21 protein-coding genes are annotated in these 21,108 nt (G+C 47.2%); 17 read left to right on the top strand and 4 right to left on the bottom strand.

The window, feature by feature from the left end; all coding sequences use genetic code 11:
* The first annotated feature begins 27 nt into the window (after positions 1–27).
* The 7 genes from ACQCVH_RS13285 (at position 28) to ACQCVH_RS13255 (ending at position 6,386) form a co-directional block, all read left to right on the top strand.
* Positions 28–684: a bifunctional 4-hydroxy-2-oxoglutarate aldolase/2-dehydro-3-deoxy-phosphogluconate aldolase gene (locus tag ACQCVH_RS13285; RefSeq protein WP_426836136.1), complete on the top strand. Its 657-nt coding sequence runs from the start codon at positions 28–30 to the stop codon at positions 682–684.
* The gene (locus tag ACQCVH_RS13280; protein WP_426836135.1) at positions 684–1,694 is read left to right on the top strand and encodes a PfkB family carbohydrate kinase; all 1,011 of its coding nucleotides are present in this window, start codon (positions 684–686) and stop codon (positions 1,692–1,694) included. Before ACQCVH_RS13285 ends, ACQCVH_RS13280 begins: the two co-directional genes overlap by 1 nt.
* A gap of 28 nt (positions 1,695–1,722) precedes the next feature.
* Positions 1,723–2,553: a 5-dehydro-4-deoxy-D-glucuronate isomerase gene (gene kduI, locus ACQCVH_RS13275; RefSeq protein ID WP_426836134.1), complete on the top strand. Its 831-nt coding sequence runs from the start codon at positions 1,723–1,725 to the stop codon at positions 2,551–2,553.
* Between the two features lie 27 nt (positions 2,554–2,580).
* Positions 2,581–3,363, top strand: coding sequence for a 2-dehydro-3-deoxy-D-gluconate 5-dehydrogenase KduD (gene kduD, locus ACQCVH_RS13270; protein WP_426836133.1), 783 nt, complete (start codon positions 2,581–2,583; stop codon positions 3,361–3,363).
* A gap of 265 nt (positions 3,364–3,628) precedes the next feature.
* Entirely contained in the window at positions 3,629–4,483 is an 855-nt protein-coding gene (locus ACQCVH_RS13265; RefSeq protein ID WP_426836132.1) for a sugar phosphate isomerase/epimerase family protein, read from the top strand.
* 232 nt (positions 4,484–4,715) lie between these two features.
* A complete protein-coding gene (locus ACQCVH_RS13260; RefSeq protein WP_426836131.1) occupies positions 4,716–5,726 on the top strand; it encodes a VanW family protein in 1,011 nt (336 codons plus the stop codon).
* Between the two features lie 354 nt (positions 5,727–6,080).
* Complete coding sequence (locus ACQCVH_RS13255; protein WP_426836130.1) at positions 6,081–6,386, top strand: DUF3219 family protein; 306 nt, start codon at positions 6,081–6,083, stop codon at positions 6,384–6,386.
* A 50-nt stretch (positions 6,387–6,436) separates the two neighbouring features.
* Here the strand turns inward: ACQCVH_RS13255 and ACQCVH_RS13250 are convergent, their stop codons facing one another.
* Positions 6,437–6,676 carry a hypothetical protein gene (locus tag ACQCVH_RS13250; protein ID WP_426836129.1) on the bottom strand — a complete coding sequence of 80 codons (240 nt, stop codon included), beginning with the start codon at positions 6,674–6,676 and terminating at the stop codon, positions 6,437–6,439.
* 321 nt (positions 6,677–6,997) lie between these two features.
* Positions 6,998–7,291, bottom strand: a complete 294-nt coding sequence (locus tag ACQCVH_RS13245; RefSeq protein WP_426836164.1) for a phage holin family protein — start codon at positions 7,289–7,291, stop codon at positions 6,998–7,000.
* 204 nt (positions 7,292–7,495) lie between these two features.
* Between ACQCVH_RS13245 and ACQCVH_RS13240 the strand changes: the two genes are divergently transcribed.
* From ACQCVH_RS13240 to ACQCVH_RS13205, 8 genes are all read left to right on the top strand, one after another.
* A complete protein-coding gene (locus ACQCVH_RS13240; RefSeq protein ID WP_426836127.1) occupies positions 7,496–9,241 on the top strand; it encodes a carbon starvation CstA family protein in 1,746 nt (581 codons plus the stop codon).
* A gap of 55 nt (positions 9,242–9,296) precedes the next feature.
* Positions 9,297–9,560 (top strand): cory-CC-star protein, encoded by a 264-nt coding sequence (locus tag ACQCVH_RS13235; RefSeq protein WP_257990801.1) that lies wholly within the window; start codon positions 9,297–9,299, stop codon positions 9,558–9,560.
* 10 nt (positions 9,561–9,570) lie between these two features.
* Positions 9,571–10,524, top strand: coding sequence for an ArsA family ATPase (locus ACQCVH_RS13230; RefSeq protein WP_426836126.1), 954 nt, complete (start codon positions 9,571–9,573; stop codon positions 10,522–10,524).
* Between the two features lie 96 nt (positions 10,525–10,620).
* Positions 10,621–10,914, top strand: a complete 294-nt coding sequence (locus tag ACQCVH_RS13225; RefSeq protein ID WP_022543779.1) for a DUF3817 domain-containing protein — start codon at positions 10,621–10,623, stop codon at positions 10,912–10,914.
* Between the two features lie 515 nt (positions 10,915–11,429).
* Positions 11,430–11,648 carry a DUF1659 domain-containing protein gene (locus ACQCVH_RS13220; RefSeq protein ID WP_224896692.1) on the top strand — a complete coding sequence of 73 codons (219 nt, stop codon included), beginning with the start codon at positions 11,430–11,432 and terminating at the stop codon, positions 11,646–11,648.
* Positions 11,649–11,678: 30 nt separating this feature from the next.
* Entirely contained in the window at positions 11,679–11,897 is a 219-nt protein-coding gene (locus tag ACQCVH_RS13215) for a DUF2922 domain-containing protein (RefSeq protein ID WP_426836163.1), read from the top strand.
* A gap of 93 nt (positions 11,898–11,990) precedes the next feature.
* Complete coding sequence (locus ACQCVH_RS13210; RefSeq protein WP_224896696.1) at positions 11,991–12,158, top strand: YvrJ family protein; 168 nt, start codon at positions 11,991–11,993, stop codon at positions 12,156–12,158.
* Between the two features lie 200 nt (positions 12,159–12,358).
* A complete protein-coding gene (locus tag ACQCVH_RS13205; protein ID WP_009791059.1) occupies positions 12,359–12,559 on the top strand; it encodes a cold-shock protein in 201 nt (66 codons plus the stop codon).
* A 69-nt stretch (positions 12,560–12,628) separates the two neighbouring features.
* Here ACQCVH_RS13205 and ACQCVH_RS13200 read toward each other — a convergent pair whose 3' ends face one another.
* Positions 12,629–12,784, bottom strand: coding sequence for a hypothetical protein (locus ACQCVH_RS13200; RefSeq protein ID WP_426836125.1), 156 nt, complete (start codon positions 12,782–12,784; stop codon positions 12,629–12,631).
* A gap of 255 nt (positions 12,785–13,039) precedes the next feature.
* Here ACQCVH_RS13200 and ACQCVH_RS13195 point away from each other — a divergent pair, with 255 nt between their 5' ends.
* Together ACQCVH_RS13195 and ACQCVH_RS13190 are read left to right on the top strand one after the other, a co-directional pair.
* Positions 13,040–14,185 carry an exonuclease SbcCD subunit D gene (locus ACQCVH_RS13195; protein ID WP_426836124.1) on the top strand — a complete coding sequence of 382 codons (1,146 nt, stop codon included), beginning with the start codon at positions 13,040–13,042 and terminating at the stop codon, positions 14,183–14,185.
* Positions 14,182–17,322, top strand: a complete 3,141-nt coding sequence (locus ACQCVH_RS13190) for an AAA family ATPase (protein WP_426836123.1) — start codon at positions 14,182–14,184, stop codon at positions 17,320–17,322. The genes ACQCVH_RS13195 and ACQCVH_RS13190 overlap by 4 nt, the downstream gene beginning before the upstream one ends.
* A 658-nt stretch (positions 17,323–17,980) precedes the next feature.
* On the opposite strand, the gene ACQCVH_RS13185 is transcribed toward ACQCVH_RS13190, so the two are convergent.
* The gene (locus ACQCVH_RS13185; protein ID WP_426836122.1) at positions 17,981–21,034 is read right to left on the bottom strand and encodes an efflux RND transporter permease subunit; all 3,054 of its coding nucleotides are present in this window, start codon (positions 21,032–21,034) and stop codon (positions 17,981–17,983) included.
* Between the last annotated feature and the right edge of the window lie 74 nt (positions 21,035–21,108).

The following is a 21,108-nucleotide window of genomic DNA, read 5'->3' as shown; positions in this document are numbered from 1 at the left end:
AGATCATTTTCTGCCGGGGAGGCAATTATGAAAAAGCTGAACATATTGAACCGATTGACAGAATCCGGAGTGGTGGCGGTGGTGAGGGCCGACTCAAAGGAAGAGGCTGTGAAAATCTCTGAAGCCTGTGCAAAGGGAGGAATTGCCGGGATTGAAATCACCTTTACCATTGATGGAGCTGAAGCTGTGTTAAAGGAATTGTCGGGATATTTTGCAGATGACTCGCGTGCCGTTCTGGGGGCCGGAACTGTACTGGATGCGGCGACAGCGAGGATTGCCATTCTCGCCGGCGCTGAATTCATCGTCAGTCCTGCCTTTGACAGAGAGACTGCTAAACTGTGCAACCTTTATCAGGTGCCCTATATGCCCGGCTGCATGACGATCACAGAAATGAAGGAAGCGCTGGAATACGGGGCAGATATTATCAAGCTATTCCCTGGCAATTCCTTTGGACCGGACTTCATTAAAGCGGTCAAGGCACCGCTTCCGCAGGCTAATATCATGCCGACAGGTGGAGTCAGCCTGGAAAATGCCGGGGAATGGATCAGAAACGGCTGTGTGGCAGTAGGGGTTGGCGGGAACCTGGCGGCGCCTGCCAAAACAGGAAACTATGAAAAAATTACCGAAATGTCTGCAGAATATATAAAAATTGTCAAAGAAGCAAGGAAAGAGGGGCTGCAATAATGAAGATTGTTACGCTGGGAGAGATTATGCTGCGATTTTCAACAGAAGGTGGCGTAAGGCTTTCCCAGGCAGCAGGTCTTACCGTCCACTATGGCGGTGCAGAAGCCAATGTGGCCGTCTCTATGGCCAACTTTGGCTATGAATCATTTTTTGCAGGCAAGGTGCCTGACAATCCTCTAGGCCAAGGGGCAGAAAGGCATTTAAAAGCAAATGGCGTCCGGACAGACTTCCTTTTAAAAGGCGGAGACCGCCTCGGCACCTACTATTTGGAATCAGGGACAGGGGAACGAAGCGCCAAGGTCACCTATGACCGCAAGCATTCGAGCTTCTCAGAACTGGTGCCTGAAGAAGTAGACTTGGACGGCATGCTGCGCGAAGCTACACTTTTTCATGTAAGCGGAATCACACTTGCCCTATCTCCTGAGCTCAGGGAGCTTGCACTCCTCGCTTTCAAGAAAGCTAAGGAATATGGAGTGCTGACAAGCCTTGACTTCAATTACCGCGGAAAGCTCTGGAGCCAGTCAGAAGCCGGGGAAGCCTTAAAGAAACTGCTTCCATATGCAGACATCTGTTCATGCGGGGAATTGGACAGCATCCATCTCTTGGGGATGGAGCCTGCAGATAGCTCTCTTTCACAAACGGAAAGGGTACAAACCTATTATCGTGAACTGGCTGCTTCATATCCCGGCATCCGGTATATCTGCTCTACCTTCCGGAAAATCAAATCAGCCACAAGCAATACGCTTCAGGGTAATCTGTACACTGGAAGCCGGCTTTTTCAGTCTAAAGTCCACCATATAGAGCCTATCGTGGACAGGGTTGGCGGAGGAGATGCCTTTATGGCCGGGATTCTTGCTGGTGTGCTGGAAGGGTGGGATCCTCAGATGACGGCAGATTTCGCAACAGCGGCTTCAGCTCTTAAACACACAGTCCATGGAGACAGCAATTCATTTACAACGGAAGAAGTTTTAGCTTTGGCGGGAAGTGAACCAGGAAAAATACTCCGCTGAAAATAATGATGGAAAAGGAGAATGCACAATGGAAACACGCTATGCGATTCATCCCGAGGATATGAAAAAGTATACGACCGATGATTTAAGAAGAGAGTTCCTGGTGGAAACACTGTTTGAATCAGGGCAGGTCCGCCTGACATATACACATAATGACCGGATGATCTTTGGCGGTGTTACACCTTCCGAGAATGAACTGACCATCAAGCTTGACAAGGAATTGGGCGTCGATTATTTCCTGGAGCGGCGTGAGCTCGGCATCATCAATATTGGCGGGGACGGCACGGTCATCCTTGATGGCACAGAATATGATATGCGGGCCAGGGACGGATTATATGTTGGAAAAGGGACCAGGGAAGTGCTTTTCCGTTCCAAAAATGCCGCACAGCCAGCCAAATTCTATATCAACTCCACCCCTGCCCATCACCAGTATCCGACGGTCAAAATTGATATCAATGAAATCAAGCCGCTGGAAATGGGAGAGCCGGGAACCTTGAATGAGCGGAAAATCTACCAGTATGTCCATCCGAATGTCTGTGAGAGCTGCCAGCTGCAGATGGGCTTAACGATGCTGTCGCCGGGAAGCGTCTGGAATACGATGCCGTGCCATACACATGAGCGGAGAATGGAGGTTTATCTCTATTTCGATATGGAGGAAGATACCCGTGTGTTCCACTTCATGGGAAGGCCTGATGAAACAAGGCATCTTGTTATGAAGAATGAACAGGCTGCCATCTCCCCGAGCTGGTCCATCCATACCGGAACGGCAACAAGCAATTATACCTTCATCTGGGGAATGTGCGGAGAGAATATCACTTATACCGATATGGACCATGTCAAAATGGAAGAATTGCGATAAGAGACTGATAGAAACGGAGGATTTCGTATGACAGAGGCACTGAGTTCTTTTTCAATGGATATGTTCAGCCTTGCCGGCAAGACTGCAATCATAACAGGTGGAAATAAAGGCCTTGGCCAGGCATATGCGGCAGCGCTTGCCAAGGCAGGGGCCGACCTGTTTGTCATTTCCAGAAGCGGCGATTGGCAGGAAACTGAAAGATTAATAGAAGAAACAGGGCAGAAGGCGGTATTCTTCCAGGCAGACCTTAGCGATCGGACAAAGATTAAGGAAGCAGTAGGCGCCTGCCTGAATGAATACGGAAAAATTGATATCCTAGTCAATAATGCAGGTACGATTCGCCGTGCACCTCTTCTTGAGTATAAAGAAGAAGACTGGGATGCTGTATTGGAAGTTAATTTGAATTCCCTTTATCTGCTCAGCCAGGAGGCAGCAAAAGTAATGGCTGAACAGAAATCCGGGAAAATCATTAATATCGCGAGCATGCTGTCTTTCCAGGGAGGAAAATTCGTCCCTTCCTATACGGCAAGCAAGCATGCAGTGGCAGGTCTGACAAAGGCGTTTGCAAATGAGCTGGCAGAATCCAATATCCAGGTAAACGCGATTGCACCTGGCTATATTGCGACAGATAATACAGCTGCAATCAGGTCTGATGAAAAGAGGAATGCAGAAATTCTTTCACGGATTCCTGCAGGGAAATGGGGGCAGGCTGCCGACCTGATGGGGGCCGTTGTGTTCCTGGCAAGCGATGCTTCCAGCTATATGAATGGACACCTTTTAGCAGTAGATGGAGGCTGGCTCGTACGATAAGAGAATATGTGAGTGAAGCCGTACGAGAGTGCGGCTTTCTTGAAAATAAGAAAGTATATTTTTACTACTATGATTACTGTCCAGCAGCTGCGCCGAGGTCACAAGCCAATCCTCCTGAAAAGGCAAAGAATGCCTTTCCGGGAGGATTGGCTTGAGGCCCCTGGATGGGTGTCATGGGACGTTGCCACAGGACGTGGCGTTCTTAGTCGGCGTTCCTTAAGGGGACCCAAGGCGCTTGCGCTTTTCTCATTAGGAGGGAATTAAAATGAACCTTGGAATCAGAGCCCACGATATTGAAAAAGATTCACTGGAGGAGCTGGCAAAAGAAATTGGCCGGAAAGGTTTTTCTTGCATCCAGCTTGCTCTGGGAAAATCACTAGCTTCTCTTTATCCCTCACCAGGCAGCCTGTCACCGGGGCTGGCACAATACATTGGGAAGACATTCGGAAGTGCCGGCGTCCAAATAGCTGTCCTTGGCTGTTATGTTAATCTCATTCATCCGGATCTGTCAGAGAGGCGGAAGGGACTGGAGAAGTTTAAAGAGCATATTCGGTATGCAAGGGATTTTGGCTGCAGCATCGTCGGTACCGAGACTGGAAGTGTGCTTTTTGAAATGGGCTACAGTGAAAGAAATTTTGAGGAAAAGCCGTTTTTAGAAGCAGTGGAAAGTGTTGCAGAGATCGCACAGGAAGCTGAAAAATTCGGTGTAATGGTCGGTGTAGAGGCAGGGGTTAATCATCCAGTCCACTCAGCTGATAGACTCAAACGCCTCCTGGATCTGGTAGACTCAAATAATGTCCAGGTCATATTTGATCCCGCCAACCTCATTACGGTTGAAAACTATCATAGGCAGGATGAGCTGTTAGCAGAAGCTATTGACCTTCTTGGGGAAAAGATCGCCATTTTCCATGCAAAAGACTTTGTTATCGAAGAAGATCAGGTAAAGATCGTCCCCGCAGGACAGGGCCTGTTAAACTATAGCCTTATCTCAAAGCTGCTTAAAGATCGGAAGCCGTACATCCAAGTTCTTATGGAAGGGACAAAAGAACCGGATATTGACCGATGTGCTGACTATTTAAGAATGAAATTCAGCAGCAGTAGCATTGGCAATGGGGTTTAAGGTAAGAATGGACACTTCCTTCGGGGAGTGTCTTTATTCGTGGAACATTCTTTTTCCTTTCATTCCCAAACCCCCTAATTCTTTATAAAGAATCCATTTTAATGTAAAATAGTAGATAGTTCCTAGCTTTGCTGGGAATACCTTCAAAATTGAAGAATAAGATGATAAGCGGAAGCGTTTTTAGGATAGAAGTTTGTGTATTCTGGAAATAAAAAACAGGGTTGGGGGACTCATGGAGAAAAGCAGACGGTGGATTGCAGCTTTGTTGATTGGCAGTTTGGCAGTTTTGGGCGGATGTGCGGACCAGGCATCCAAGGAGGAGAAGCTGGAGGAGAAAGTGAATGAGCTTGAAAGCCAGCTTCAAAAGGAAAAAGAGAAGCAGGAACAGGAAAAACAGGCTGAAGAAGCAAAAGAACCAGTTGTGGTCCAGATTATTGATCCGAATACCAAAGCAATCATTAAGACCTTTAAACCGGAGGAAATGGGCTATGAAAAAGATATTGAAAAGTATAAGCAGCAAATCAGCCAATGGGCGAAGAATCTGGCTAGAGGGACGGACGCAAACGCTGGCTATGACAAAAGGATGGTACCGGATAGGATTGCTGCGAACGGCGGGATTGTGAAAGGCAATCCCAGGACGATTCTTGAAGAATCCGAGCTTACGGCAAAGGTGATTGAAGCTTCTGCTGAGGGAGGAAATGTTGAACTTCCGCTCGTCGTTTCCGAAAGCGGCTATAAGCCGGAGGACGCTGCACATTTGAGCGAAGTGGTGGTTGCCTCATATACAACCAAGTTTAATAGCTCTGTAGCAGGAAGAACAAAAAATATCGAGCTGTCGGCCCAGGCGATTCAAAATGTGATTGTGGGCGTCGACGATTATTTCTCCTTTAATACAACAGTAGGGCCAAGCGATGAGGCACATGGCTATCAGCCCGCACAGGAGGCTATTAATGGAAAGCTGGTTATGGGTATCGGCGGCGGAATTTGCCAGACATCTTCGACCCTCTTCAATGCAGTCGATCAGATCGGGGTAGACTATGTTGAAAAGCACCATCATTCTGTGACGGTGGGTTATGTGCCTGTCGGCAGGGATGCCACTGTTTCCTACGGAGGCAAGGATTTCCGGTTCCAGAATAAAGCAGGAGCCCCGTTCCTTCTGAAAACTGTCATGGCAAACGGAAAACTGACAGTTGAGGTGAGGACCTCCAAGCAGTACGCTAATATCATTAAGAAGAAAATATGATTATTTTTTTCTATAAATTGGATGTTATCTCCTTCGAAAAAAGGGTAAAGATGGATTAACAGTACATCGAAGAGAGGGATTCATCCATGAAGATTATTGAGAAACTTTGGGACAATATGATAAAAAGCGACTGGACTTACCTGATAGACGAAGAAGAGCATCTGAATACATCTGAAGAAGACGAATGAGGAAGAGCTTCCCCTGCGAAGCTCTTTTTTCTTTTCATTTTTATAGAATCAAGATGTTTGAAATCCCAAAAAGAAAGGTGTACGATTCATTTAACCAAGAATTCTTACATAAAATAAGCCAATCTTGTCCGCTTCAAGATGAATAAGAAAAGGGAGGAATTCATTCATGGCCAAACAGGTAATCCTGAATGGGAACCGGATTGATGTGTACAACTATAAAGAGGAAACACTGGCTGAAAAAGGAGGACAGGCAATTCATCTCTCCTTTGACTTCAAAGTGAGCCATCAGGAATATCATGACATCACCACACTGTTATATGATCTATATTTTGATGTGTCGGTGCCTGAGGATGAATTAGAGTTCCGTGGAATGATTGATAATTATTATACCTCGTTAACGAATCTTTACGAGGAGGATGCTGTCGGGGAATTTCATTTAGAGCTGATAGAAACAGATGGCAAAGAAGACTGAAGGCAAGAAGAAGGGAACAGAGCGGTGCAGCTGTTTCCTTCTTCTGTTTATTAGGGTGTATTGTCCTGGTCGTATTCCAAATGCAGCAGGATTTCATCCTCAAGAAGGGATAATGCCATCCTTACAGCCTTCAGCCGGCTTTTTGAGAACTCCTGCACGGTAATTTGCCGGATCTGTTCCTTGGCCATGGCAACATACCCTTCTTCTCCATCCTTCGTGTTTCCTGCAGGGTATATGGATATTTCTATCTGCCTGTCCGGGTTATTGATGAATAAACCTCTCCATTCCATAGCATCACCTCTTATGTCTCTACGGTGCTGTTCCATTTTTACCCTCATTTCTCTAATTATAAGCCGTTTTGTTAAGTATCAGCTGAAAATTAATGAAAACGCTCAGATGTTTTGTCCACACTTTTTCTGGAGGAATGAAATATATTGATAGGGAAGATCTCCTCCGTATATTCAGTATCTGCTGCTGCAGGTGCTGAGCTGCCGTCTTTATAGACGGGCACCATGAAAGCCGAGTGCTTTTATGGTGTTTTTTTTTGAAATCAAAAGAGCAGCATATCTCCGGGTATTCACTGATCATATCTAAAAAACAGCAAGCCTCCCCTAGTCTTTATGCTTGTTTTTTTTTCTGTTTGCAGGTTTGCTGAGAAATGACTGCTTGTACATTTGATGTCCAAGCACAGCGACCCCTGCAGCAATAACGCCGTTCAGGATTCCGTTGATGGAAAAGCCGAAGGCAAACGCCCCAAAGCCGACCGACAGCAGCAAAAGAATCCAGATGATGGTCCAGTCAGGAACCCAGGGTGTATGCTTCAGAGCCAATCCAATGACCCATAGCGCCGGCACAAGCATGATATATTTCTGGTTCAGAAACTGAAGCAAGTCCAAAATAGCCACCTCCTTCATGGTATGCGAATGCCGGTAAGATATGCTGCTAATGGTACATCCTATGCCTGCTGTGATCTTTTGCCTGTTTTAATGCCGTATGACGGAAGCATCAATAATGAGTGAATCTATAAAAATATTCGGAATATATTGACTATAAGAAGACGCTTTCATTATGATGTATTTAATACCAGGTGATAAAAGGAGGTTACAGAATTGAATTCAATTTGGCTGGCGGTTATCGGCATGCTTGTTTTTGCGGCAGGCTACAGGTATTACTCAAAATGGGTGGCAGAAAAGATTTACAGGCTTGACCCCAACTATGTCACTCCTGCTCATCAATACCAGGATGGGGTTGACTTTGTGCCCACCAATAAATTTGTCCTTTGGGGGCATCATTTTACATCGGTTGCAGGAGCTGCACCGATTGTGGGACCAGCTATTGCAGTATATTGGGGGTGGCTGCCTGCCTTTTTGTGGGTCATTCTCGGGACTGTGTTTGCAGCCGGAGTTCATGACTTTGGCACGCTCGTGCTGTCTGTCAGGAATAAAGGGCAATCGATAGGAACTATTACAAGCAAATTAATAGGCAAAAGAGCAAAAATGATGTTCTTATTCATTATTTTAATTCTGGTTCTTATGGTGAATGCCGTCTTTGCTTGGGTCATTTCCAATCTATTCATTCAGTTTCCCGCCAGCGTCCTGCCGGTGTTCATTGAAATACCGCTGGCCATCTGGATCGGGTATGCCGTGTACAAACGGAAAAAAGGAATGCTCATCCCTTCCATCATCGCCCTTGTGGTCATGTACGGAACTGCCGTGCTCGCAAGCCTGGTGCCTGCCCTGCAGATCGATTTGCCGAAATACTTAGGCGGAGCAGAGACTGAAGTGCTTTTTGGGCTTGACGGCGTGGCGATGTCGTTCTTTATCTGGATCGTCATTTTGATGATTTACTGCTATATTGCATCAATTCTTCCGGTATGGAAGCTTCTGCAGCCAAGGGACTATATCAATTCCCATCAGCTTGTCGTCGGTCTTGTCATCATGTATGCCGGACTTGTATTCCTGCAGCCGAAGGTGACAGCGCCAGCAGTAAATGCGAGCGCCGCGGATCCTTCATGGCTGCCGCTATTATTCATAACGATTGCCTGCGGTGCGATTTCAGGCTTTCACGGGCTTGTTTCCTCCGGTACTTCTTCCAAGCAGCTTGATAAAGAAACGGATGCCAGGTTTGTCGGCTACCTTGGGGCAGTAGGGGAAGGGGCACTTGCCTTAATCTCCATCATCGCTGTCATTACCTTATTCGCCTCACAGGGTGACTTCACGGCTGCTTACAGCAGCTTTGCCGCTGCAAGCTCAGGAGGGCTCGGGTCATTCATCAATGGAGCGGCCCAGCTGGCAACCGGCGTCTGGATCCCTGCTGATATTGCGAAAACGATTGTTTCTGTCATCGTCGTCAGCTTTGCTGCGACAACGCTAGATACATCAGTCCGGCTGATGCGCTATATCATTGCTGAAATAGGCGAAGAATACAATTTCAAGCCGCTCACAAAAGCCCATGTCGCCACATCGGCAGCCGTTGTTGCAAGTGCAGCATTGGTCCTGCTTCCTAAGGGGCCGAATGGCTTTGGCTCTGGTGGGTATCTGTTATGGCCGCTCTTTGGCACAAGCAATCAGCTTCTCGCAGGAGTCAGCCTTCTGTTGATCAGCCTTTGGCTGAAGCGCCAGGGCAGGAATTTCCTCGTAACTTTCATACCGATGGTTTTTGTATTCATCATGACTCTTTGGGCGATGATCAAGCAGGTTGTGTTTGACTGGTCAGGATTAGGCACTGCGGACGCCAATATGCTTCTGTTTATTTTGGGAGGGCTGATCCTTGTATTTGTCTTCTGGATCATCCTGGAAGCATTTGCAGCCTTTAAAAGGGATGCGCCGCCTGCAGACACAACTCATCATTTCTAAAGCCTGGCCGGCATTGCCGGCCATTGCTTTTTCTGACTGAGAGGAGGCGAAAGTGATGGACTTGCTGTCACAGCTGAAAAAGGCTGCTGCCTTTTATGATGAGGTGCTTAAGCTCCCGCATCGGGCTGAAATCGCGAGGGAGCTAAGGGATGAAGAGGATTTATTCATTCTCCTATGCTTCTCGGAAATGGCAGGGCTGCCCAATCCGGCTTTTTATTACACGCTGGAGCTTTATCCGCATATCATCGAGAAATTTCATCAGTGGCATCTGCGGATGGGGATGGAGAAATCCCCTCTCGACGGAATCCGCTGCTGCTGAAAAGGAGGCTATGAAACTGATACTGGATAAAAAGGTTTATTTTGTCGGAGGAAAAGGGGGAGTAGGGAAAAGCACCTGTTCTGCGGCGCTTGCCCTGCTGCTTTCAGAAAAAGGAAAAAAGGTTCTGCTCGTTTCAACGGATCCTGCCCATAATACTGGGGACCTGTTCCATCTTAAGCCGGGTCAGGGAATCATGAATGTCAGCCGGAACCTCGATATTCTTGAAATTAATTCTGAGAGAGAAGCTAAAAGATATATTGAAGAGGTAAAAGGCAATCTCAAAGGCTTGGTGAAAGCCTCTATGGCTGACGAAGTATACCGCCAGATCGATTTGGCTGCATCTTCGCCCGGCGCCGATGAGGCGGCGGTATTCGACCGGATCACTTCCCTGCTGCTTGATGAAATGGCCGCCTATGATACCATTGTGTTTGATACAGCCCCGACAGGACATACAATCCGGCTGCTGACACTTCCTGAGCTGATGAGTGCCTGGATAGACGGGCTGCTTCAAAGAAGAAAGAAAAATAACGATAACTTCGCCCAATGGATGAATGACGGTGAACCAGTTGAGGATCCCATATATGAAAAACTTCTCAGCCGCAAAAATAAGTTTGCCAAAGTGCGGGACATTCTCTTGGACAGCCAGTCGGCAGCCTGCCTGTTTGTGCTGAATGCCGAGCGCCTTCCAATCCTCGAAACAGAAAAAGCGGTCAAGGTCCTGGCTGGCCATGGACTTCATACGGAGGCAGTCATTGTCAATAAAGTGATACCCGAAGAAGCAGACGGCCGTTTTATGAAGATGAGAAGAGAAAATGAAAATCAGCATCTTAATGAGATCAGCAAGGTGTTCTCTGCTATGAAGAATATTCATATTCCCCTGTTTCATCATGATATATCAGAGCCTGCTCATCTAGGCGTGTTTGCCAGGCATTTAAGCTCCGAACTGGTGAAAAGCATGGAATAACAGGAGTGGTTCAAGAGCCACTGGATTTTTTGTAAGCAAGCCTATATGATAGCAATGAAAGGGCTTTGACCTTGATTGGAAAGGGGAAGATTGACCATGAACACACCGATAGGACGCTTTCGCATCATGGGGTTTCTTGAGGGAGGCTCGCTGCTGGTCCTGCTATTTATCGCGATGCCTCTGAAGTATTTTGCCGGATTTCCGGAAGCGGTTACTGTAGTAGGTTCCCTGCATGGATTTTTGTTTGTTACATACCTGTTCATCATCGCCTATGTGACCTTTAAGGTCCGCTGGTCCTTTATATGGGTCGCAAGTGCATTGGCTGTAGCTTTTATCCCATTCGGCAATTTCGTTTTGGATTCTAGGCTGAGAAAATCGAGATTTGCCTAAAAAGCCGGTTTCCCGGCTTTTTTTGTTTTAAAATTTATAAATTGTAAGTCTTTTGTATAATGATCAATCCTTGATCAACGTCCAGCAGCTTAGGTGCAAAATAGCAATGGGTTATATTCATTAAAGGGGGCTGCTGATTTGCGTTCCAGGCACTTCGCTTTCCGCGGGGCGGCGCTGAGCCTCCTCGTCGTACCTCCTGCGGGGTCTCAGCTTTGCCGCTGCAATCCCGCAGGAGTCTACGTGCCTTCCACTCCAATCATCAGGGCTTCTAGAATTCGATAGCGATCTCACATATCTTATATTTTTTTAGACTCGCAGACAAATTCATTTTCTTCGGCGGCTTCCCCGGCCATTACGCCTGCCTCTATCTGTATTCCGACCATTTTATTATTTTAAGCGTCTGAAACACTATTTCACACGCCCCATAAGATAGACTTCATTTTTAAAAAATTTCATCACCCATGTCCTTTCTGCCAGGAAATCTATATATAGAAGGTGAAAGGAGGTGATGCAAGATGGCACAAACAGTCGCAACAGCTACAAGCCTTCGAATCTACTTCGAAACAGGAATGAACGAAAAAGGCGATCCGATTTACAAATCCAAGACATTGTCCAATGTCAAAAACTCAGCTACCGCTGACCAGCTTCACCAGGCAGCCCAGGCGTTCGGAGCCCTTAGCGAACATCCTGTCAACTCAGTTCAGAGAAACGACAGCTTTGATGTAATCGCCTAATAAAAATGAATCAGGAGAGGAGGTGAGATGATGGCTAAGACACTGGAGATCCAATTTCTCACCGAAAATGGCAAAACCGCATCCCTGACAGTAGATTCACCAAAAGAACCAATCGATACGGCCGCCGTGAAGCAGGCGATGGAGGAGCTGATTGCAGCTGACATTTTTGCGGGGCCAAGCGGTAGGCTGGTTTCTGTCAAAGGGGCAAGGGTGATTGACCGCAACGTAACTGAATATGAGCTAGTCTAATAGAATGAGAGGGCCGGCTCACGGTTTGGGCCGGCCTCTTTCTGTTCAGGAAGTGGCTATATGATGATAGAAAGTCTAATGAAGGAGGAGCATATGGACCAATTGATCCCGTTAATCAGCGATGTAGGCTTTCCTATAGTTGTAACCTTGTATCTGCTTCACAGGATTGAAGCGAAGCTGGATTCAGTGGTGCAATCCATACAGAGCCTGCCCGGGAATTTAAAGGAAAAAGCCTGGAATGACAGTGCTTCCGGCCTATAATGTAACAGGTGCCAATCCTTGACAGTAATTTGGAATAATGCTAAATTAATATTAACCGTTCTGCATCGTGATAGATTTGCAAAGCTGCTTGTTCCAGCGTTGAATACTTGTTTGGAGAAGTGAAGATTCGTAAAAGCTATATACGCTGTAAATGGTGAATTTACACATGGCTGAAGCTGGCCATTAGGAGGATTTTTCTTATGAAAAACGGTAAAGTAAAATGGTTTAACGCAGAAAAAGGTTTCGGTTTCATCGAAGCTGAAGACGGAAACGATGTATTCGTTCACTATTCTGCTATCCAATCAGAAGGTTTCAAATCCCTGGAAGAAGGCCAAGAAGTTTCTTTCGAAGTTGTTGAAGGAGCTCGCGGACCTCAAGCGGCTAACGTTACTAAACTATAATTAGAAATACCATATATCGCAGTTCAGCCTTCTCGGCTGGACTGTTTTTTTTTTATAAAAAAAAAGGACTCAGGCGGCGCGGCCTTCATCCATATTGGCAAATGCCCTGCAGATCAGAAGAATATCTTTATAGATGGCCTTTTTGACCGGCTTTACATTGCAGCGGAAATATTCGTTCAATAACTCTTTCAATTCATTCAAAAAAATCATTTGTTCTGTCATCATGTTCACTGCCTCTTATTTAGTCTTTTGTTACTACTCCTTTATACCCATAACAAGGCATTTGAAACCTATCAAAGATAAATCAGTCTTTTCAGGAAATTTTTTCTCAGTAACAACCTGTTTTTTCTGTTAAAATAAGAGAACAAACATTCTGGATGGGAAGGCTTCCTATTTTTTCAGAAACTTTCGCTATGCTCTTTTTGATATAATGATAGGATTCTGAAAGAGAAGCAATAAGGTTAAAAGAGGGGGAGAATCATGAAGTTTATTCATACGGCAGACTGGCATCTGGGCAAGCTTGTACATGGTGTGTATATGACGGAAGATCAGCGGGAGGTGCTGCAGCAGTTTGTCAGACTGGTGGAGGAAGAAAAGCCGGACGCCATTGTTATAGCAGGCGACCTTTATGACCGTTCCGTTCCGCCTACAGATGCTGTCCGCCTGCTGGACGAAACCCTGTTTAAGCTGAATATTGATCTCAAAACGCCGATCGTGGCGATTTCCGGCAACCATGACAGTGCCGAACGCCTGTCATTCGGCAGCTCGTGGTATCAGCACAGCCAATTTTATCTGAATGGCAATATCGAAGCCAGCTTTCGGCCTGTACATATAAATGGCGTCAACTTCTACCTGGTGCCTTATGCAGAACCTGGTACTGTCAGGCAGCTTTTGGGGGATGATTCCATTCACTCCCATCAGGATGCCATGAAGAGCCTTATCGGAAAAATGGAGGAAACAATCAATCCCAATGAGCCGAATGTGCTGGTGGGCCATGCTTTCGTGCTGGGAGGACAGACCAGCGATTCTGAAAGGACTTTATCTGTCGGCGGATCAGGATGTGTCACTGCGGATCTGTTTGCGCCTTTCTCTTATACGGCGCTCGGCCATCTCCACAGCCCGGATGCCATCAAGCATGATACGGTCCGGTATGCCGGCTCACTGCTGAAATATTCTTTTTCTGAAAGCAAGCAGAAGAAGTCGGTTTCCATCATTGAAATGAACGATAACGGCTCTTTTGACATCCGCGAGCATTCTCTTGCTCCCAAGCAGGATATGCGCGAGGTGGAGGGCTATCTGGAGGAGCTTCTCGACCCATCGTTTGCAGAAGGGCAGAATCATTTGGATTACCTGAAAATCACCCTGCTGGATGACGGCAGCCTCATTGATCCGATGGGCAAACTGCGGCAGTTATATCCGAACGTCCTCCATCTGGACAGAAAAATCGAACAGACCGACCTGAAAAGGAAAATGGCCTTCCAGGCTGTAAAAGAAGAGAAAAAATCCGAACTGGATCTTTTTGAGCAATTTTATAAAGAAATGACAGAAGCTGAATTCACTGCAGATAAAAAGTCAGCGATGGCGGATATCATCCAGTCTGTGCTGAAGGAGGAGGGATTGAAATGAAGCCTTTGAAGCTGGCAATGCAGGCATTCGGGCCTTATGCAGGAACCGAAGAGATCGATTTTTCCTCGCTCGGCAGCAAAACCATGTTTGTGATTTCAGGCAAGACCGGAGCGGGCAAAACCACGATCTTTGACGGAATCAGCTATGCCATTTATGGAAAAGCAAGCGGGGAAGACAGAAATGGCCCCGAGCTTAGAAGTCAATTTGCTGAAAATAATCTGCTGACAGAGGTATCGCTTCAATTTTCGCTGCGCGACCGGACTTACTATATCACACGTTCTCCGCAGCAGGAAAAAAAGAAGGAGCGGGGCGAAGGCTTCACGACAATCGGCGCCAGGGCCGAGCTTTATATGTATGATGAAAAAAATGAGAAAGTGCTGCTCGCTGCCAATGTCAGGGATGTGGATGAGAAAATAAAGGAGATCATGCTCATCGACAGCAGCCAATTCCGGCAAATCCTAATGATTCCCCAGGGGGAATTCCGCAAGCTGCTCACTTCTGACAGCAAAGAAAAAGAGGTTATCCTCCAAAGGCTGTTCCATACGGAGATCTATAAAAAAATCGAAGAAAAGCTCAGGACTGAAGCGACAGAGCTGAAGAAGAGTGTCGAAAAGCAGGCAGACAGGAGAAACCATCTTCTGCATGGGATCCATGCCTCCTATCAGGAAGACTTGCTCGAAGCTTTGGAAGAAGATCCGCTGAATGACAGCAGAATCCTCCGGCTGCTTGAAAAAGAGATCGAGCTTTTAAACGAGGAAATGGATAAGCTTGTTCAGGAGGGCCGTAAGAAGCAGGAGGAAAGGGATTCTCTCCAGCAAAAAATCTATGAAGCAGAAGCAGTCCTGAAACAGCTGGCTCAAAAAGAGGAGCTCAAGGCCAAAAAAGAAGAGCTGGAAAGCCGGAAGGAATGGTCGGAAGCAAAAGAGCAGGAAATCATCCTCGCTCAAAAGGCCGCAATCCTTGAGCAGCAGGAAGAGCTATGCCATAAGCTGAAGAGTGATTTGGACTCATGCAAAGATGAATTTGAACGGCTTGAGAAAAATACGGAGGCATTATATCAGCTTCTCCAGCAAAAAGAAGCAGCATATCAGAATGAAAAGAACAGGGAAGCTGAACGGAAAGAGTCAGCGGAAGCTGTTTCAAGGCTGCAGGCTATGAAAGAAGATGTCCTTGCCCTGTCCAAAACTAAATCAGAGGCTGAAATACTGAAAAAGAGGCTCGATTCCTCCAAGCAAACAATAGAGAATCTCGAAGCAGGCCAGAAGCAGTGGGAGGAAACATTAAAAAGACTCAATGCTGAGAAAAAAGAGGCCGATGGAAGCCTCCTGCAAGCCGTGGAAATGGAGAGGAAGCTTGAAGGCTCCCAATCTCTTCTTGAAAATATCAATAAATATGAGATCCAGGAACAAAAGGTGTCCGATTCACTTAAAAAATTGGAACAGCAAAAACAGCTGCTGGAAAAGCAGCAGGCCCGTGCTGATGATGCAAGGCAGCTGGTGGCAGAGCTTGAGCAGAAATGGCTGCATGGCCAGGCGGCAATTCTTGCCGGCAAGCTTCAGGATGGAGAAGCATGCCCTGTATGCGGATCCATGGAGCATCCTTTGCCTGCCGTATCCGGCGGCCCGGATTTTCCGGACGAAAAGGATATAGAGGCAGCCAAGAAACAGCAGCTTTCTTGCGAAGAAGACCGCTCCAAGGCAGAGTCCCGCTATTATGAAATCCAGTCGGCAGCCGCCAGCCTGAAAGAGTCGATTGCTGAACTTGCTGCCAGAGTGGCAGAACAAAAACCGGGGCTTTCAGAGGATAGCATCACGTCCTATAAACAGGAGCTCCTCTCGGAAAGAAGCAGGATGGAAAGTGAGCTTGCAGGGTTCCGCAGAAAAGCATCTCAGGCTGACAGGCTTGAGCAGGAAATCAAAAGAGCTGAAAGTGAAAAAAGCAGGCAAGCTGATGAGCTTCGCCAGGCCGCAGCGGACAATCAGGAAGCAGGCATTCTGTTTGCGGAGAAAAATACAGTGCTTTCCAGAATGATGGAAACTGTTCCTGAAAACCTCCGCTCCCGCCAGGCATATGAGGAAGAGCTGCAGGCGGCCCAAAAGCACCAGCAAAAGCTCACTCAGCTGCTGGAGGAGGCACAGGCTGCCTATACAGATACAAGGGAAAAGCATTCTAATGAGAAGACTCGCCTTGAGGTCGCGGAAAACCAGCTAAAGCAGACTGGCGAAAAGCTTTCCGCCGAGCGGGAGCTGTTCCGGGACAGGATGGTCGGGCAGGGCTTTACTGTATACCAGGACTATCATCATGCCAAAAGGAATGAAAGGGAGCTTGAGGGCCTGCAGGCAGAGCTCAGAAGCTATCGGGAAGAACTCCGTTCCGCTGCCGACAGGTACCATGAGCTTACAGAATTGCTGATGGATGTTAAGGAGCCTGATATCCAGTCCCTGAAGGAGCAATTCGGGGAAGTGGACAAGCTGCTTGCAGCACTGCAGGAGCAGTATACCGGCCTGCTTGTGAAAAAGCGGGAAAACGGGGAAATCCACAAAAAGGTTTCAGAGATCAACGAAGATATCAAACAGCTAGAAGAGCAGTATCACCTCCTTGGCCATCTGTTTGAGATTTCCAAGGGCCAGAACACATTCAGGATAACATTTGAGCGCTATGTACTTGCAGCTTTCCTTGATGACATCCTGCGCGAGGCAAATGGCAGGCTGGCCAAAATGACCAGCGGAAGATACCGGCTTTTAAGGAAGACGGACCGTTCCAAAGGAAATGTTCAAAGCGGGCTGGAGCTGCTCATTTTTGATCAGTACACAGGACAGGAGCGCCATGTTAAGACACTGTCTGGCGGGGAGAGCTTCAAGGCGGCATTGTCGCTTGCGCTCGGCCTTGCAGAAGTCGTACAGCAATATGCGGGCGGCGTCTCGCTTGAAACGATGTTCATCGACGAAGGCTTCGGGACCCTTGATCCTGAATCACTTGACCAGGCTATAGAAGCGCTGATCGATATCCAGAGCACAGGAAGGCTAGTGGGCATCATCTCCCATGTGCCTGAACTGAAGGAGCGCATCGATGTCAGGCTTGAAGTGACAGCAACCCAGTTGGGAAGCAGGACCGAATTCCACTTTTTAAACGGATGAATACACGGGGTAGGGATTGAATTCCTGCCCTATTTGTTTTGGGTGGGATGTTTGGTGATAGGAGCATGGGGGGCGAGAGTGGTGTTTTATATAAGAAAGTGTAATTGATGCAGGAGTGTAAGGGGAAAGAGGCGAGCCATGTATAGAATAGAAAGTAATCGATGCATGAGACCCGTGAGAAAAGCTGCGGCATGTATAGAATAGAGAGTAATCGATGCATGAATGCAATGGAGAGAGCAGAGTCATGCATAGAAAAGAGAGTAATCAATGCATGAGAACCGGGAGAAAAGCTCCATCATGTATAGAATAGAGCATAATCGATGCATGAGTGCAGTAAAAAGAGCCGAGCCATGCATAGAATAGAGCACAATCAATGCATGAGTGCAGTAAAAAGAGCCAAGTCATGCATAGAATAGAGCACAATCAATGCATGAGTGCAGTAAAAAGAGCCGAGCCATGCATAGAATAGAGCACAATCAATGCATGAGTGCTCTGAAAAGAGCCGAGTCATGCATAGAATAGAGTACAATCAATGCATGAGCACCCTGAAAAGAGCCAAGTCATACATAGAACAAAACAAAATCAATTCACCAATACCGTTAGGAAATCCCCATCAAAAAACATCCTGCAGCACACGCCGCAGGATGTTTTTCCTATTCTACTTGCTTTCATCCGGCACTTTCTTAAATCCAAGATAAAGCATCGGCACGATGATGACGGTAAGGATAACTGAGAACAGGATCCCGGAAATGATGGTGATGGCCAGCGGTGTAAAGAGGGCATCCCCGCTGACTGCGACTGGTATCAGTGCTACGATGGATGTCAGTGCAGTCAGGAGGATCGGCCTCAGTCTCACACGGCCGGCTTCCACTACGGCATCCTTAATGGCCATTCCTTCACGCAGCCCCTGTTCCATGAATTCAATCAGGACGACAGAGTTACGGACAACGATTCCCGTCAGTGAAACCATTCCCATGACAGCGAGGAAAGAGATCGGCGTCTGTGTTACGAACAGGCCGAGGATGCTGCCGGCGAGTGCCAGGTAAACGGCTGTCAGTACCAGGAAAGGAAGGCCCAGTGAATTGAATTGGAAGGCGATCAGCAGGTACACCAGGAAGATGACAATGATGAACAGTATGGTAATTTCGGCAAAGAAGTCATTTTGCGCCTGATTCTCTCCGCCTAACAGGATGCTGTAATCATTGCTGTCGAGTGCTTCCCGCTCATCCTCAACGATTTTCTGGACATTCTCCTTGAAGTTTTCCTCCTCTTTAGGGAAGGCCCTTATGGTGATCGCCCGGTCTCCATCCTGGTGGGGGATGCGCTGAATTTCTTCGGTCCTTTCCTCATCCACTAGCTCTGAGACAGGAACAAGTACCGGCGGCCCGGCCTGTGTACTGCCGGCAGCCGGAATCTCGAGTTCTTCAAGGTTCAGGGGTTCTTCAGGGTCCCCAAGAATGATATTCATATCACGCTTAGATACACCATTATCAAATGTCTGCAGCGGAATGCCTTCAGTTGCCAGGCCGATCTGCTCGCTGATCTGATTGATAGTAATGCCGTATTCTTCTAATTTGGCACGGTCAGGGACATATTTTACAGCCGGCTCTGGAGTTCCGATATTGTCGACTACAAAGTCTGCCCCAGTGTCTTCTATTTTCCCGGACAGTGTATCCCTGAGCTCAAGGAGCCTTTCTATTTCAGGCCCCTTTACCGTGACTGTGACAGGGGCGCCTGCAGGAGGGCCCTGCTGGATGGTTTCCATGAATATTTCAGCATCAGGATATTCTTCCCTCAGAACAGAAGACCAGTCGTCGATAAGCCCTTGGGCAGTCTGGTTCTTCCGATCAACCCTTGCGACAATCTGCCCCGTATTCTCCCCGGATGCCTGCAGGGAGCTGTTGAAAAGATTAGGCAGGCCGGTTCCGGCGAATACGCTTGTTTCCTTGACACCAGGGTCGGTCAGAAGCATTTCTTCGATACCCCTGAGCTGGCCGGCTGTGTCCTCGAGCGTCACACCAATTGGCAGTGTGACATCAATCGTCACCTCTTCACGGTCGGCGGCTGGGAAGAATTCAAAGGGAGTCAGTAGAGCGAGCCCGAAGATCGCCGTTGTAAAAATTAAGCCAAGAAAACCAACGAGCTTCGGCCTGTTGGAGAATGGCTTAAGGATTTTGTCTGCATAAATATCTGCCATAAGATTGAGCGGCCTTCCGAGCAGCCCGGGAGCGTCAGAAACTTTTTTGCTCGTTTTCCGGTGAAGCATATAGCGCATCATCGGCACAAATATTAATGCGACGAGTGTTGACGCCAAAATAGTCGTAATCAAAACGGTCGGCAAGGCCCTTATGAAAGCTCCGTTCCCCCCGGAAAGAAAGACGAGCGGAAGGAAGGTGAAAACAATTGCGAGCGATGATGTGACGATGGAAACCCAAATTTCCTTCGTTCCATTGACAGCTCCTACCATCGCGCCTTCACCCATTTTATAGCGCCTTTGGATATTATCGTTGACGACGATGCTGTCATCAACAAGGATACCGAGAGCGATGATCGCACCGATGACAGAAATCTGGTTCAAGTCAACATCGGCGAATGGAAGGGGGATCAGCCCCATCAATACGGAAATCGGGACAGCAAGTGCAACGACGAATGCCCCTGAGACGGTCAGTCCAAGAGCCGTAGTCAGGATGACTGCAGCTACCGAGATGGCAAGAGACAGATAGAGGCCGTCAAAAATATCGGCTACCTGATTGGCCTGTGAATAATATGGCTGAAGGTCAATATCGTCCGGCAGCCCTTTTCCCAGATCTTCGACCAGGCTGCTGACTGCTTCATCGACTGAAGGGATATCCTGTCCTGCTTCGACAAAGGCAGTAAATGAAATAGAAGGCTTTCCGTCGATGGTGACAATATCCTCCGTTTCTTTCTGCACGACTTCAGCTTTTCCGATGTCGCCAAGCAAGACGGATTCACCCTGCGGCGATTTGCCGACGAATAATTTTTCCATATCCTCAACAGAGCCGTAATGCTCTAATGTAAGCTGCACCATTTCCTGATCCATTTCCTGCTTTCCTAATGGTGCAGGATAGAATTCTTCATTAATGCTGCTGATTACGTCTGGCAGTAGGATGCCTTTTTCCTTGAGCAGCTCCGGGTCCAGCTCAATAGAAATTTTCTCTTCTGGCAGGCCTTTAATGCTGGTCCCTGAAATGCCAGGTACAGATTCAACTTCTTCTTTCCAGCGCGAAAGTTCGTCCTGAAGAGCAAAAAGGCTTTCCGTGTCATTTCCCGTTAAGTGGTAAGACACAATCGGCATTTTGACATTTGCTTCACTGACTTCTGGTTCAAAGGCTTCTTCCGGGAAAGAAGCTGTAAGGTCAGAGATAGCCTGGCGCACATTACTGAAGACTTCTTTTTTGTCTTCTCCGTCAGCAACCGTTACGATAATAGAAGAAAAGCCTGCGCTTGAGGATGAGCTTGTTTCCTCGATACCCTCAATGGACTGCAGCTTTGTTTCTATCGGATTGGTAATATTTCTTTCAACACTGTCGACCGTTGCTCCAGGATAGACGGTGCTGACCGTTCCGATATTAATGGAAGTCTCGGGTATTTCCCTTTGCGGAAGCTGAAGGAAAGTGAATACGCCAATGATAATAAATAATAAGAACAAAATGATAAAGATCTTGGATCTCTTTAGTATCCATTCAAGCATAGTGCATTCCTCCTGAGGTTTGACTGGTCGGTCAAATTTTGTTGAGTGTAAAATAAAATCTAATATTATCAAGG

Source organism: Bacillus infantis (genome assembly GCF_050107595.1).
GTDB lineage: Bacteria > Bacillota > Bacilli > Bacillales > Cytobacillaceae > Bacillus_AB > Bacillus_AB infantis_C.
Note: the sequence above shows the minus strand (reverse complement) of the source record. Positions and strands in the feature narration are given on the sequence as shown.

Bases quoted from the DNA above. Each gene is read 5' to 3' on its own strand.
- ACQCVH_RS13220 (WP_224896692.1), top strand. From the start codon at position 11,430: ATGGCACAAACAGTCGCAACAGCTACAAGCCTTCGAATCTACTTCGAA.
- ACQCVH_RS13280 (WP_426836135.1), top strand. From the start codon at position 684: ATGAAGATTGTTACGCTGGGAGAGATTATGCTGCGATTTTCAACAGAA.
- ACQCVH_RS13260 (WP_426836131.1), top strand. From the start codon at position 4,716: ATGGAGAAAAGCAGACGGTGGATTGCAGCTTTGTTGATTGGCAGTTTG.
- ACQCVH_RS13205 (WP_009791059.1), top strand. From the start codon at position 12,359: ATGAAAAACGGTAAAGTAAAATGGTTTAACGCAGAAAAAGGTTTCGGT.
- kduI (WP_426836134.1), top strand. From the start codon at position 1,723: ATGGAAACACGCTATGCGATTCATCCCGAGGATATGAAAAAGTATACG.
- ACQCVH_RS13230 (WP_426836126.1), top strand. From the start codon at position 9,571: ATGAAACTGATACTGGATAAAAAGGTTTATTTTGTCGGAGGAAAAGGG.
- ACQCVH_RS13265 (WP_426836132.1), top strand. From the start codon at position 3,629: ATGAACCTTGGAATCAGAGCCCACGATATTGAAAAAGATTCACTGGAG.
- ACQCVH_RS13195 (WP_426836124.1), top strand. From the start codon at position 13,040: ATGAAGTTTATTCATACGGCAGACTGGCATCTGGGCAAGCTTGTACAT.
- kduD (WP_426836133.1), top strand. From the start codon at position 2,581: ATGACAGAGGCACTGAGTTCTTTTTCAATGGATATGTTCAGCCTTGCC.
- ACQCVH_RS13255 (WP_426836130.1), top strand. From the start codon at position 6,081: ATGGCCAAACAGGTAATCCTGAATGGGAACCGGATTGATGTGTACAAC.
- ACQCVH_RS13210 (WP_224896696.1), top strand. From the start codon at position 11,991: ATGGACCAATTGATCCCGTTAATCAGCGATGTAGGCTTTCCTATAGTT.
- ACQCVH_RS13225 (WP_022543779.1), top strand. From the start codon at position 10,621: ATGAACACACCGATAGGACGCTTTCGCATCATGGGGTTTCTTGAGGGA.
- ACQCVH_RS13235 (WP_257990801.1), top strand. From the start codon at position 9,297: ATGGACTTGCTGTCACAGCTGAAAAAGGCTGCTGCCTTTTATGATGAG.
- ACQCVH_RS13250 (WP_426836129.1), bottom strand. From the start codon at position 6,676: ATGGAATGGAGAGGTTTATTCATCAATAACCCGGACAGGCAGATAGAA.
- ACQCVH_RS13285 (WP_426836136.1), top strand. From the start codon at position 28: ATGAAAAAGCTGAACATATTGAACCGATTGACAGAATCCGGAGTGGTG.
- ACQCVH_RS13190 (WP_426836123.1), top strand. From the start codon at position 14,182: ATGAAGCCTTTGAAGCTGGCAATGCAGGCATTCGGGCCTTATGCAGGA.
- ACQCVH_RS13200 (WP_426836125.1), bottom strand. From the start codon at position 12,784: ATGATGACAGAACAAATGATTTTTTTGAATGAATTGAAAGAGTTATTG.
- ACQCVH_RS13185 (WP_426836122.1), bottom strand. From the start codon at position 21,034: ATGCTTGAATGGATACTAAAGAGATCCAAGATCTTTATCATTTTGTTC.
- ACQCVH_RS13215 (WP_426836163.1), top strand. From the start codon at position 11,679: ATGGCTAAGACACTGGAGATCCAATTTCTCACCGAAAATGGCAAAACC.